We start from the raw sequence: 12,714 nt of genomic DNA, 5'->3' as shown, positions 1-12,714 counted from the left end.
GAACAGCAGCTTTACCCTTTTTTATTGGATACCTTAGCCGCATTCTGTTGAATCTTCTCAATTACTTGTTGGTTCATTATTTTTTGGACATCTAGTGGTGAAATATTTTCCGTCTCTTGTCCAGAACTTGCCAATGCTTTTCTCGCTTGGCTCTCCATTTCATCATAGCGCTTCAAACGATTTTCTAGCTCTTCCACATGAGCGACTTTCTCTTCTAGTTCGGCGATTTCCTTTTCTAAAAATAAAAGTCTCTCTTCTTTTTTTAATTGATCAGAAATTGAATTAACAGCCAATAATATTGATGCTTGAGATATATCAGTATTAGGTGACAAAGACATAATTTCCTGTAACTGATCATTTGCAAGCTCCGTCACAATATCCATATGCGTTTTGCTTTCTGTTCCGATAATAGTATATGTATTATTTGCGATTTTCGCTTTATATCTTTTTTTCTCTTGAGACATGCCAAATCCTCCATTATTCTATCTACCCATAGTTTACCATGAAATATAGCAATAATTGAATGAAAAACCTTAAATTACGCTTATATTAAACCTCTATCTATTATAAATTAGATTAAATGAATTTACAAACCCTATTAGCCTATTTGAGATTTCCACAAAAATTGTTTAAAATAGAACAGAAGCCCAATTAACTATAGAAGAGGAATTAAAATGGCAAATTCAAATGTTATTAAAGTCTCACCTGCAACTATCAAAAAAATGGCCACTCATTATCAAAGCAGCATCAAAGAAAAAACACCTCCCTATGCAGAATTTTCTGCAAAAGTTGGCGGTCTAACTATCACAGCTTACACCTCAGGTAAAGTGATGTTTCAAGGAAACGGCGCAGAAAGTGAAGCTAGTAAATGGGGTGACACAGCAAGCGCAGCACCTTCAAAAAAAGTCACAAGCAATCTCCTGCCAAAAGATTTTGCATCATGGTCCGTAATTGGCAGTGATGAAGTCGGTAACGGTAGCTATTTTGGACCTGTCGTCGTCTGCGCGACCTACGTCGAAAAAAAACAAATGCCACTTTTAAAAGAACTAGGCGTACGAGATTCTAAAGAACTGACAGATAAACAAATTCGCTCAATTGCACCTGATATTAAACTCGCAGTCCCTTATCATGAATTAATTGTCACACCTGAAAAGTACAATCAAATTCAACCAGACTACAATGTCAATCGAATGAAAGTTGCCCTCCATAATCAGGCAATCTATCTCTTATTACAAGATATTGCGCCAGTTAAGCCCGAAGGTATTTTGATCGATCAATTTACGCCTGAAACTAACTACCGCAAACATTTAGCTAGAGAAAAAAATCAAGTAAAAGAAAAAATTTACTTTACAACTAAAGGAGAACAGTATCATCTCTCCGTTGCTGCTGCTTCAATTATTTGTCGAACAAGTTTTTTAGAAGCCCTAGACCAAGCTAGTAAAGAACTTGGCATGGTCATCCCCTCTGGCGCAGGCCCAAAATCTGATGCTGCAGGAGCTAAATTACTTAAACGAGGTGGCATGGCGCTTTTAGGTAAATACGCCAAGCTTCACTTCGCTAATACACAAAAAGCTCAAAAAAGACTCAATTAATTGATCTTTCTTGCAAAAAGGAGACCACACAGCTCAAAATAAGCGTGCGGTCTCCTTTTACTGTTATTAAGCTTGTTCTTCTTCTTCGATAAAGGCATTGAAAACTTCTTCAATCATATCCCACTCTTCATCTGTTTCGATGTTGCGCAAGTCGCCTTCCGTACCTTCTTCGGCTTCGATGTACTCATAAGCTAATAATTCTACTTCTACTTCCTCGTCATCTTCTTCAACACCTGCCGGGAAAAGTAAAACGTATTGTTTGTTCGCAAATTCTTCTTCACCATCAATCGTTAATAAGATTTCAAATAAAGATTCATTGCCTTCCTCATCAATTAGAGTAATATATTCATGGTCATGATCGTGGTCATGATCATGGTTATGATCGTGTGACATGTATTTTCCTCTTTTCTAGTCGTTACTTCAGACTATATTATAGCCTAACTTAGACGATTTGCCTATCCATTAGCTAGAATGTTTATCTAAGTAATTTTGTAAAATCATGACTGCAGCCAATTTATCAATCACTTTTTTGCGCTTATTACGCGAGACATTCCCCTGTTCTACTAACATCCGTTCAGCCTCAACTGTAGTTAATCGCTCATCTTGATACGCAACAGGTAAGTTAACTAGAGCCTCTAATTCAGCCCCATAAGTCATGGACGCTTCGGCTCTTGGCCCAATCGAATTATTCATATTTTTAGGCAAGCCAATAACAATTTGTTTAACTTGATACTCTTTAATCAATTCTAGCACACGGGCAAAACCAAATTCGCCCTCATTTTCATTGATTCTTATGATTTCAATTCCTTGAGCAGTCCAACCAAGAGGATCGCTAATTGCGACCCCAACGGTTTTCGAACCTACATCTAAGCCAATGACTCTCATTTAATCTCAATTCCGTGATCGGATAAATAATTTTTTACTAATTCTTCCATAATCTCATCTCGTTCGTGACGACGTATGAGATTTCTGGCGTCTTGATAACGCGGTATATAGGCCGGATCTCCTGACAATAAATACCCCACGATTTGATTAATAGGATTATACCCTTTTTCTTCTAATGCTCGATAGACAGTTGTTAATGTTTCACTCACCTCTTGTTTACGGTGATCATTAAAATCGAAACGTACAGTTTCATCTGTAAAACTCATCCATCTCCACCTCTTTTCTTTAAATAGTCATCTTCATTCTACAAGAAACGACACTAAACTACAAACAATATCTCAATCTTCAAGCAGTTTGACCAGAACCTTAGTCAAAATTTAGACTTTTAGTCCCAGTATTTGTCTAAAAAAGCCAAAGTTTTCCAACTTTGGCTTTATACTTATTATTTTGACTCTTCAGTTGAACTTTCTTTAGTTGAGCTCTCTTTTGTCTCTTTAGTTGAACTCTCTTTGGTTTTGCTTTCTTTAGTAGCACTTTCTTTAGTTGAGCTAGCCTTTGTATCCTCTGTAATGAACTGAGAAAGCACACCTTTCAAAGCATCATCCTTAATCTTAACATTGGCTTTTTCTAACTCTTTACCAATAGTTTCCATATAGAATGTTTGGTCTTGTAGCTTAGCATCTGTAGCAATTTTTTTGATTTCTTTCTTGAATGGTTCCATGTCGTTACCTTTATCTTGTGGTTTAACCATTTTAACAATGTAATATGTACTAACATCAGCCATACCATTGTTAGCAGTCACAGTGATTAACTCAGAAATGCCATCTTTTTTCAGTTTATAAGCAGCCTCTTTAACTTCTTCTGGAACAATATTAGCAGCTGTTGTTGAATCAAATTTAACAGTTCCTTTATCTTCGCTTGAAGCATCTGTTGAATTTTCTTTCGCTAATTTAGCGAAGTCATCGCCTTTTTTAGCTTTTTCTAGAACTTCTTTTGCTTTAGCTTCGTCATCCATTGAAATCAATTGAACTTCAACTTCCGGATGGAATGTCTTCCATGTTTCTTTCAAGTCTTCATCTGTCAATTTAACATGTGATTTCAACATGGCATCAAGAGCTAGATTTTTCTTAAGATTAGCTTTATAAGAAGCTTCTGTTAAGTTAGCACCTTTTAGGGCATCTGCAAATCCATCGCCATATTGATCAGCTACTTCTTTGTACTTAGCATCAATGTCTTTTTGATCAACTTTATCACCAAAACCTTGTTCAGCAACCTTGAATATAATAGACGATGTTAAAGCTTGCTGGTTAGCATCTGATGTTTTAATTTCTTCAAAGAATTCTTCAGTGGTAATTTTACCACCCTTCATCGTTACTAAATCAGTGCCTCCATTTGAACAGGCTGCTAACGTAGCCACACTTAGTAAACCTACAATAGCCAAAGCTAATTTCTTTTTCTTCATTATTGCACTTCCATTTCATTTTAATTTAATCCTAGTAAAAATAATTCCACCTCAATAACTATACCATAAATGAGTCCAGAAACAACTACCTCTCTAATAGTTTTAGAAGGAAATCAAAGAAAATTCACGAAAAAGCTAAATTTAGCTACAAAATTCATAAATAGATTATGAATGTGAGCTAGACTTCCCTTTTTCAAGCTGTTGTGTGATTTTCTCCACTTGCTTATTAATTTCAACAAGCCTCGGTTCAGCCTTAAATTTATAAGTTGCCACTGATTTTTGCGTCTCTTCTTTAAAGGCAGGCAATACTTGACTCGCAGTTTCCTTTAAATTAGCGAGTGACTCTTGAAAATTTTTCAAGCTAACTGTCAAGTCCTCTGTCAAATTCGTAGCGTCATCCACTTCATCAACTAATCTACGACGTGTCTCACTGCCACTTTTAGGAGCAAATAAAAGACCTAAAGTCCCACCAACCACTGTTCCAAATGCTAAACCTTTAATAAACCGTCCGATCATGAGCGACTCACCTGCTCATTGATTTTATCCGCTAGAGCAGCCATATCTGCTGGTGTATAATCGCCACTATTGTCAGCAAAGCGCATGCTGAAATCATCTTTTTTGCTATAACGAGGTAACAAATGAATATGAGAATGGAACACAGATTGATACGCCATCTCTTTGTTATTATTAACTAAATTTAACCCAGCCATATCCGGAAAAGCCTTCTCAATTGCACGAGCTATTTTAGGTACTCGCGCAAACAACTCCCCAGCCGTTTCTTCATCATACTCAAAAATATCAGTCACATGTTTCTTAGGAATCACTAACGTATGCCCTTTTGTTGTCTGCGTCAAATCAAGAAAAGCATAAACAGCCTCATCCTCATACACTTTATAACTTGGAATTTCTTTATTAACTATTTTACAAAAAATACAATTTTCCACTGTCAATCGCTCCTTTTCCACTTTGCTAACATCACATTACTTCTAATGATAAAGGATAGCTCTAGTAAAAGTCAAAAACTAATCATACTTAGAAGGAGATTCTTATTTTTTTCATACTTTTTACGAATATGTTTTTCATTCGACTATGTTATAATAAATAGTGAAAAATTTTAAGGCATGTCTTGGAAGGAACCTCTCCTTCCTGAGCATTCTAGAAAAAATAAACGGAGGCAATTGTATGAGCTTAGTAATAAAAAATTTAACTGGCGGCTACGGTCATATTCCAGTTTTAAAGGATATTAGCTTCGAGGTCAATAAAGGTGAAATGGTCGGCTTGATTGGACTTAATGGTGCTGGTAAAAGTACGACAATCAAAAATATTATTGGACTACTCACTCCTCAGCAAGGTCAGATTAAGATTGATTTTGAAACCTTACAAGCTAATCCAGAAACTTACAGAAAAAAAATCGGTTATATCCCAGAAACCCCTTCTTTATATGAAGAACTAACTCTCAAGGAACATATCGAAGTCACAGCTATGGCTTATGATATTCCGGTTGAAGAGGCCCATCGCCGAGCCGCTATTCTTTTAAAAACATTTCGTCTAGAAAATAAGCTAGAGTGGTTTCCTGCTCATTTCTCTAAAGGGATGAAACAAAAAGTAATGGTTCTCTGTGCCTTTTTAATTGAACCCAGTTTATATATTATTGATGAACCCTTTTTAGGGCTCGATCCCTTAGCGATCCACGCCTTACTAGAATTAATGAATGACATGCGACAACAAGGTGCGGCTATCTTGATGTCGACCCATATTCTTGCCACTGCTGAAAAGTATTGTGATCGTTTCGTCGTCTTACATGAAGGAAAAATTAGAGCCATTGGGACCATCGAGGAGTTGCGCCAAGAATTCAATTTACCTGACTCATCACTGGATGACATCTATGTAGCTCTGACTAAAGAAGAAGGAGCGACGGCCTAATGCAACACTTTTATAAAGAACGCCTAAATCGTCATCAAACGATGCTTACGCGTTATTTAAAATATGTGCTTAACGATCATGTCGTCTTAATCTCATTTTTCTTATTAGGAGGATTTGGTCTCTATTATTCGGAATTAGTAAAAACCTTAGATAGTCAGTTTGTCTTGGGGAAGCCCCTAGTAGCCCTTGTCTGGTTACTGGCGTTATTTAGTGGACGCTTAGCTACTCTAATGAAAGAAGCTGATAAAGTTTTCTTACTGCCAAAAGAGAGACAAATGAGTGGCTATTTGAAATCAGCCTATCGTCATTCATTATTATTACCGCTTTGCTTTCTATTTGTTATTATCGGTGTAACCATGCCGCTATTAGTTGCTGTTGCTCGCTCATCTATTTTAGACTTTGCCTTATTCACTCTGATGCTCTGGGGGCTAAAAAGCAGTCACCTCCTCCAACAGTTTAATCTGTTCTTTTTGGCAAATCAGGCGCAACAAAGAAAAGACTGGGGAATTTGGTTTGCAATAAGCCTTATGGCGATTATCAGTGCTTTATTTGTTCATAGCGCTCTCGGTCTAGTTCTTACCGTAGTAAGTATTTTTTACCAATCGTTAGCTATAAAACAAACCTTTAGTGCCAAAAACTTAGACTGGGAAGTCATGATTACTCAGGAACAACAGCGGATGAAGCGCATCTATCAATTTATCAACCTATTTACCGATGTGCCTGGTATTTCTGGAAAAGTCAAACGTCGAAAAATCTTTGACAGCCTGTTAAATAAAATCAAACGAACCCATCAAAATACTTATCGCTATCTCTATAGTCGAAGCTTTGTTCGTGGCGCTGAATACAGCGGTCTCTTTCTTCGCTTAACACTAGTTGGTACGCTAATTCTCGTTTTCTTAAACGAATTTTTCTTAGTTCTAGTTGTTTCTTTGGTGATTATCTACTTGATTGGCTTCCAAATGATCCCAATCTATGGACAATTTGACTACATGATTATGACCGCTCTTTATCCTCTCGCAAATAAGGATAAAAAATCAGCTGTCAATCAGCTGGTAAGGTTACTTTTAATCTGTGTTGGCTCCATTTTCAGCCTCTTAGCACTGATTGTTTTACCAAACAAACTCGATAGTTTAATTGTCATTGGCGCGATCTTTGTGGAAATTTTACTATTTACACGCCTTTATCTCCCAAGTCGACTGAAAAAAATTGATCGCTTTTAGCACAAAGTGGCTTCCTAGCTTGACGAAGTAGGTCTGGGGTTTTACAATGAAAGATACTAATAATAATAAAATTAAGCATACTATTTTTAGACTAAATTAGCGTTACCGATCGTGCTAGATAAACGATTCCCCATTATTAGTCAGCAGTTACTCGAGATCAATGTTAGGTGGAGAAGCTATGGTTGCCAATTTTCAATTTGATAAAAACTGGTCTCTCCAGCCCATCAAAGGAGATACTGGTAAAGCATATATGGGGATAAACAGAGACTCTGAAAGAATTTTTATTAAGCGAAACTCTTCGCCCTTTCTTGCGGCTTTATCTCTTGAAGGTATTGCGCCTAAACTAATCTGGACGAAACGAACTGGCAACGGTGATGTCTTAACCGCTCAAGAGTGGTTGGATGGCTACTTGTTAAATCCTTCTGAGGTTGGCCAACGCCTTGATGTTATTCAAATTATGCAACATCTGCATCAATCAGAATCTTTAAAAAATATGCTATATCGTGTAGGGGGGCAAGAAAAACAAGCCTTTGATTTTTTAAGTGCCTACGCTCATGAACTTCCACTAGAGCTAAAAAAGAATCACTATTTAAAACGTGTCTTTCGTTATTTAGAAGACCATCTTCCTGATTCAGTTGAGGTTCAAGCCTGTCACGGAGATCCGATTCATCATAATTGGTTGCTATCTGAAAGTGGCAGACTTTATCTAGTTGATTGGGATTCCACGATGCTTGCTGATCCAGCAGCTGATCTTGGCACTATCTTAGGACGATATGTCCCACTAGATGACTGGCCTCGTTGGCTGACTTCATATGGCATCCAAGAGCCCTCGGAAAGTATCGAGCGCCTCTACTGGTATAGTGGCATGGATTTTTTACAACGAATCAAAACAGCTTATCTCAAGCAAGATTTCAAGCAAATGAATCAAGAAATTCTTTTACTAAAACGACTTTATAATTACTGATACTCATCAAATCCGGCACTCTCAAAATTGAGAACCTGCTAACTTAAAAAAAACAACCAACACCCTAAGAGGGTGGGACAAACATCCCACCCTCTTTTAATCTGATCAACTAAAAGAAAAAGGAGCGTTACATTATGCGTGTTAGAAACAAACCATGGGCCAAGGAAAAGGTTGATGAATTTCCACAATATGTGGTATCTGAGCCAGCTATTTGGCGCGGTCGATGGCAAGAACGTTTTGGCAATCAACAGCCACTTCATATCGAGGTTGGCTCTGGTAAAGGACAATTTATTTATGGCATGGCAAAAGCTCATCCCGAAATCAATTACATTGCCATTGAAATTCAATTGAGCGTCCTTATTGATATTTTAGATAAACAAATCGAGGAGCCTTTAGCTAATCTTCAAATTTTACATGTAGATGGTGGTGCTGTGACGGATTACTTTACCCCTCACGAAATTAGTCAAATGTACTTAAATTTTTCTGATCCATGGCCTAAAACACGACATGCTAAGCGACGCCTAACTTATCAAACCTTTTTAAAAGGTTATGAAACGATCTTACCTCCCAATGGTGAGCTTCATTTTAAAACAGATAACCGCGGCTTATTCGAATATTCACTTGCTAGTTTTTCTCAGTATGGAATGATTTTGAAAAAAGTTTGGCTTGATTTGCATGCCAGTGATTTCGAAGGCAATATCATGACTGAATATGAACAAAAATTTGCTGCAAAAGGACAGCCAATTTACCGAGTAGAAGCTTACTTTCCAGCGAAAAAATAAAAAAAGTTACTAACAAGTCAGCAAATTAACTTGTTAGTAACTTTTTTCTATAGACGATAAATATCTAAAACCGTCCCTGTATAGGCATCTGCAATAAACTCATACTGCACCATGTCTAAATCCTCTAAGCGGGTGATCCCACCTGTATAGGTTTTAGACTTAATCGCAAACTTCTGTAACGGTTGTTTACTAAATTCGATCCACGAGCCTTCAATCGGACCTTCCTTCAAAAAGGCAGACTTAACTGATTCTAAAACAACATCAGCATTCATTGTTTTCTTCTTTTTGTACCAATTAGTAGCAACTATCCCACCAATTGTCCCTAAAATAAGTCCACTAACTAACCCTGCACCTAAATAATCATACTTATCATCCTCAAACATTCTTTGCCCCTCCTCTATCACTAAAATCATTTTATAACATTGAACTTATTGTAGCATAATTTTTCAGTTGCCACCTTAATCACACCATATTTTAGCCTCAATCACCTTTTTTGAGCACTTTTACATGTCTAGCTGTCGATCTTGATGACTAATTAATACAATCAGTTAGCCTCAATAAATGCTAACAATTTATTGTAGATGGGCACCATCTCGGCCTCTCCACTTAGTTCAGCAATTGTCTCAAAGGGAACCCACTTAATCCCATTAGTTTCCAGTTTATTTTGAATCAACGGTTCTTTTTCATCCGCCACTATCACATAAGCAACTGATAGATGCTGATGAGCCGAGACCCAGTTACCATGTTTTAAATGACCAATAACAGGAATAATATCCAAACTAGCAATTTCATCTGACAACAACACTAATTCCTTTAGTCCAGTCTCTTCCTCAGCCTCTTTTAGCGCAACCTGACTAAAATTTGAATCACCATCTACATGACCACCAGTCCAGCACCAAGCATTGTAAATTTTATGATGAATAAACAAGGTCTTTGTCCGCTCTTTGTTAATAATAAAGCCTGAACTACTAAAATGAGCAATCGTATTTTCCCTAGTTAGCAAGTCCTTAAACAATGACATATAACTTAATATCTGACGCTGATCCTGTTCTTCCTGCAAACAAGTTGGCTCATACCCACGAATCATTTCAATTGGCGTCATTCAATCCCTCCTAAAAATGGAAACTTCTTTTCTCTAATTGTAGCACAGTTTCACGTCTCTCAAGAGAAATCCATGAAAAAAAACGCTGCTTGCGTTATAATAGTACTAACAAGTGAAAGTGAGGTGGGGCTCTGCAAATTGCAGAGACATTTATGGAAGAAAAAACATTTCAACTGATAAAGAAAATGACAGAAGTTCAAGGAACAAGCGGTTTTGAAGACGATATTCGCGAGGTCATGAAAAAGGAAATCGCTCCTTATGTGGATTCAATCGAATTTGACGGCTTAGGTGGCGTTTTTGGCATAAAAAAAAGTAAAGCTGAAAATGCACCAAGAGTTATGTTAGCCGCGCATATGGATGAAGTTGGCTTTATGCTGTCACAAATTACAGAGAACGGTCTGTTCAGAGTTGTGCCATTAGGAGGTTGGAATCCTTATGTCGTTTCAGCTCAACGATTTACATTAAAAACACGTAAAGGAAATTATCCAGTCATCTCCTCTTCAGTTCCCCCTCATTTACTGCGAGGAACAAATGGTCAAGCGAAAGTTGAAGTCACAGATATTCTCTTTGATGCTGGCTTTGACTCAAAAGAAGAAGCTGAAAGCTATGGTGTTCGTCCTGGTGATAGTATTGTTCCTGATGTAGAAACAATTAAAACTGCCAATGGGAAAAACATCATCAGCAAGGCTTGGGATAACCGCTACGGTTGTACTCTCGTAATCGAAACTCTTGAAGCGTTGAAAGATGTTGATTTGCCATTCACCTTAATTGCTGGTGCTAATGTTCAAGAAGAAGTTGGATTGCGTGGCTCTCGGCCGTCTACTCACAAATTTAAACCTGATTTATTCTTTGCGGTTGACTGTTCACCTGCTAATGATTTAGAAGGTAAAAAAGACACTTTTGGTCATTTAGGCGAAGGCTTCTTAGTTCGTATTTTCGATCCTGGCATGATTACTCTTCGTCGGATGCGAGAATTCATTCTTGAGGTTGCCGAAACGAATAATATCAATCATCAATACTTTGTTTCTAAAGGTGGTACCGATGCTGGTGCAGCTCACATGATGAATGATGGTATTCCAAGTGCTGTGATTGGCGTTCCTGGTCGTTATATTCATACCCACCAAACAATGTTTAACATCAGCGACTATGAAGCTGCCAAGGACATGACTATCACAACGATGAAAACTTTAAATGCCGATACCATCAATGAGATTATTTACGGAAAGTAGGTAGCGAGATGATTATCCCCAAATCTTTAGAGGAATTGGCCAGTTATGTTGAAACTGGTAAGCACGTTTTTTTCTTCACAGCTGACTGGTGTGGCGATTGTGTCTACATTAAACCGGTTATGCCTGAAATTGAAGCTGAGTTTCCAAGCCACGACTTCGTTCAAGTTGACCGCGATGCTTACATCGAACTATGTTCTCAATGGGATATCTTTGGCGTCCCAAGTTTTGTTGTAATTGAAGAGGGCAAAGAAATTGGGCGGCTAGTCAATAAACAACGTAAAACAAAAGAAGAAATCCTCACATTTTTAAACAGTCTCTAAATTAAGGAAGGTGAAGAAAATGTTAGATTCACAAGAATACCAAGCCATATTAGTCGGCATCGATGGCAGTGATCAAGCCCGCGAAGCCTTTGACAAAGCACTTGCTGTTGCCAAACGAAATCAAGCTAAAGTAGTAGTAGCTCATATCATTGAGAATCGACTTTACGGCAATATGGGTTATTCTCTAACCAATGCAGAACTACTTCAACAAGAGACCGACCGTTCAAAAGAAATGCTCGATGACTATAAAAATTACGCTCATTCAAAAGGCTATGACAACGTAGAGACACTTCTAACTTTTGGCTCTCCTAAAGTCTTGATGGCAGAAGAATTACCAGCAAAATACAACATTGATTTAATTATGGTTGGACAATCTGGACTTAGCGCTGTGGAAAAACTCATGATGGGTAGCGTCAGCGATTATGTAATTCGCAACGCCCCATGTGATGTCCTAGTAGTCCGTCCAACCCTAAATGACTAACACAATAAAAGGAGCTTAACATGATTTTTAGTTACAACAAAGAAGCCGTTGGCGATACCTTAATGGTCATCGTCGCAAACGCTAAAGGACAAGAGGTTGATAAAGAATCTCGCGGGAAAATTACCCGTATTTTTATCAAAGAAACAGCTGAAACAGTTGGTTGGAATTTTTTCTCAATCTCAACTAACTTACCAGACTTAACTGGCCAAGGGCAAGTTCACTTAACTGATGAACAGTTGACTACTATCAACCAATTACTAGCAACAGAAGGTTTTGCTGAACAAATCAGCGATGATCGCTTACCCAAAATCGTGACAGGTTTTGTAAAAAGCTGTAAAGCTCATCCAGATTCAGATCATTTATCCATTACCCAGACAGAAGTTGACAATGGCGATGTCTTGCAAATTGTCTGTGGCGCACCTAATATCAAGGCAGGTTTGAAAGTAGTCGTGGCCAAGCCAGGAGCTATGATGCCTGATGGCTTAATAATTTGGCCTGGCGAATTACGCGGGATTGAAAGTCAAGGCATGATCTGTTCAGCACGCGAGCTACAAGTTCCTAATGCTCCTAGCGTTCGTGGTATTCTTGAATTGCCTTTCGACACCGAAATCGGTGAAGCTTTCGTCGGCAGTGAGTACACGCTATAAAAAACATAACTAAAAGAGGGTGGGACAAAACTCTCTTAAAACAGAAAAATATCTTGGTGACAATCAGAATAACTGATAATCGCCAAGATATTTTTTGTGCATTGAGT

Annotated in this window: 18 protein-coding genes; 9 read left to right on the top strand and 9 right to left on the bottom strand. The window is 37.8% G+C overall.

The window, feature by feature from the left end; all coding sequences use genetic code 11:
• Positions 1-11: 11 nt before the first annotated feature.
• Positions 12-464, bottom strand: a complete 453-nt coding sequence (gene zapA / locus AC5KOD_RS17280) for a cell division protein ZapA (RefSeq protein ID WP_496915831.1) — start codon at positions 462-464, stop codon at positions 12-14.
• 210 nt (positions 465-674) lie between these two features.
• Between zapA and rnhC the strand changes: the two genes are divergently transcribed.
• The gene (rnhC, locus tag AC5KOD_RS17275) at positions 675-1,592 is read left to right on the top strand and encodes a ribonuclease HIII (protein WP_496915830.1); all 918 of its coding nucleotides are present in this window, start codon (positions 675-677) and stop codon (positions 1,590-1,592) included.
• A 66-nt stretch (positions 1,593-1,658) separates the two neighbouring features.
• On the opposite strand, the gene AC5KOD_RS17270 is transcribed toward rnhC, so the two are convergent.
• The 6 genes from AC5KOD_RS17270 to AC5KOD_RS17245 form a co-directional block, all read right to left on the bottom strand.
• Positions 1,659-1,985: a DUF1292 domain-containing protein gene (locus AC5KOD_RS17270; protein ID WP_496915829.1), complete on the bottom strand. Its 327-nt coding sequence runs from the start codon at positions 1,983-1,985 to the stop codon at positions 1,659-1,661.
• A gap of 69 nt (positions 1,986-2,054) precedes the next feature.
• Positions 2,055-2,477 carry a Holliday junction resolvase RuvX gene (gene ruvX / locus AC5KOD_RS17265; RefSeq protein ID WP_496915828.1) on the bottom strand — a complete coding sequence of 141 codons (423 nt, stop codon included), beginning with the start codon at positions 2,475-2,477 and terminating at the stop codon, positions 2,055-2,057.
• Positions 2,474-2,743 carry an IreB family regulatory phosphoprotein gene (locus AC5KOD_RS17260; protein ID WP_496915827.1) on the bottom strand — a complete coding sequence of 90 codons (270 nt, stop codon included), beginning with the start codon at positions 2,741-2,743 and terminating at the stop codon, positions 2,474-2,476. Before AC5KOD_RS17260 ends, ruvX begins: the two co-directional genes overlap by 4 nt.
• Positions 2,744-2,919: 176 nt before the next feature.
• Positions 2,920-3,939: a peptidylprolyl isomerase gene (locus tag AC5KOD_RS17255; RefSeq protein ID WP_496915826.1), complete on the bottom strand. Its 1,020-nt coding sequence runs from the start codon at positions 3,937-3,939 to the stop codon at positions 2,920-2,922.
• Between the two features lie 165 nt (positions 3,940-4,104).
• Complete coding sequence (locus AC5KOD_RS17250) at positions 4,105-4,455, bottom strand: YtxH domain-containing protein (RefSeq protein ID WP_496915825.1); 351 nt, start codon at positions 4,453-4,455, stop codon at positions 4,105-4,107.
• The gene (locus tag AC5KOD_RS17245) at positions 4,452-4,883 is read right to left on the bottom strand and encodes an HIT family protein (protein WP_496915824.1); all 432 of its coding nucleotides are present in this window, start codon (positions 4,881-4,883) and stop codon (positions 4,452-4,454) included. The genes AC5KOD_RS17250 and AC5KOD_RS17245 overlap by 4 nt, the downstream gene beginning before the upstream one ends.
• A 238-nt stretch (positions 4,884-5,121) precedes the next feature.
• Here AC5KOD_RS17245 and AC5KOD_RS17240 point away from each other — a divergent pair, with 238 nt between their 5' ends.
• The 4 genes from AC5KOD_RS17240 to trmB all read left to right on the top strand — a co-directional run bounded on the left by AC5KOD_RS17240 (position 5,122) and on the right by trmB (position 8,828).
• Positions 5,122-5,862 carry an ABC transporter ATP-binding protein gene (locus AC5KOD_RS17240; RefSeq protein WP_496915823.1) on the top strand — a complete coding sequence of 247 codons (741 nt, stop codon included), beginning with the start codon at positions 5,122-5,124 and terminating at the stop codon, positions 5,860-5,862.
• Positions 5,862-7,082, top strand: coding sequence for an ABC transporter permease (locus AC5KOD_RS17235; protein ID WP_496915822.1), 1,221 nt, complete (start codon positions 5,862-5,864; stop codon positions 7,080-7,082). The genes AC5KOD_RS17240 and AC5KOD_RS17235 overlap by 1 nt, the downstream gene beginning before the upstream one ends.
• Positions 7,083-7,260: 178 nt before the next feature.
• Entirely contained in the window at positions 7,261-8,046 is a 786-nt protein-coding gene (locus AC5KOD_RS17230; RefSeq protein ID WP_496915821.1) for a phosphotransferase, read from the top strand.
• 134 nt (positions 8,047-8,180) lie between these two features.
• The gene (gene trmB, locus AC5KOD_RS17225) at positions 8,181-8,828 is read left to right on the top strand and encodes a tRNA (guanosine(46)-N7)-methyltransferase TrmB (protein WP_496915820.1); all 648 of its coding nucleotides are present in this window, start codon (positions 8,181-8,183) and stop codon (positions 8,826-8,828) included.
• A 47-nt stretch (positions 8,829-8,875) separates the two neighbouring features.
• Here trmB and AC5KOD_RS17220 read toward each other — a convergent pair whose 3' ends face one another.
• The gene (locus AC5KOD_RS17220; RefSeq protein ID WP_496915819.1) at positions 8,876-9,211 is read right to left on the bottom strand and encodes a peptidase; all 336 of its coding nucleotides are present in this window, start codon (positions 9,209-9,211) and stop codon (positions 8,876-8,878) included.
• Between the two features lie 161 nt (positions 9,212-9,372).
• Positions 9,373-9,930 (bottom strand): NUDIX hydrolase, encoded by a 558-nt coding sequence (locus tag AC5KOD_RS17215; RefSeq protein WP_496915818.1) that lies wholly within the window; start codon positions 9,928-9,930, stop codon positions 9,373-9,375.
• 152 nt (positions 9,931-10,082) lie between these two features.
• Here AC5KOD_RS17215 and pepA point away from each other — a divergent pair, with 152 nt between their 5' ends.
• Genes pepA through ytpR form a run of 4 tightly spaced genes read left to right on the top strand, consistent with a single transcriptional unit; the run spans position 10,083 to position 12,607 of the window.
• Positions 10,083-11,159 (top strand): glutamyl aminopeptidase, encoded by a 1,077-nt coding sequence (pepA, locus tag AC5KOD_RS17210; RefSeq protein ID WP_496915817.1) that lies wholly within the window; start codon positions 10,083-10,085, stop codon positions 11,157-11,159.
• A gap of 8 nt (positions 11,160-11,167) precedes the next feature.
• Positions 11,168-11,479 (top strand): thioredoxin family protein, encoded by a 312-nt coding sequence (locus AC5KOD_RS17205; protein WP_496915816.1) that lies wholly within the window; start codon positions 11,168-11,170, stop codon positions 11,477-11,479.
• Between the two features lie 19 nt (positions 11,480-11,498).
• Entirely contained in the window at positions 11,499-11,960 is a 462-nt protein-coding gene (locus tag AC5KOD_RS17200) for a universal stress protein (protein ID WP_496915815.1), read from the top strand.
• Positions 11,961-11,980: 20 nt separating this feature from the next.
• On the top strand, positions 11,981-12,607 hold the full coding sequence (gene ytpR, locus AC5KOD_RS17195) for a YtpR family tRNA-binding protein (protein WP_496915814.1): 627 nt from the start codon (positions 11,981-11,983) through the stop codon (positions 12,605-12,607).
• The last annotated feature ends 107 nt before the right edge of the window (positions 12,608-12,714 follow it).

The organism is Vagococcus sp. WN80Y, assembly GCF_059621045.1.
Note: the sequence above shows the minus strand (reverse complement) of the source record. Positions and strands in the feature narration are given on the sequence as shown.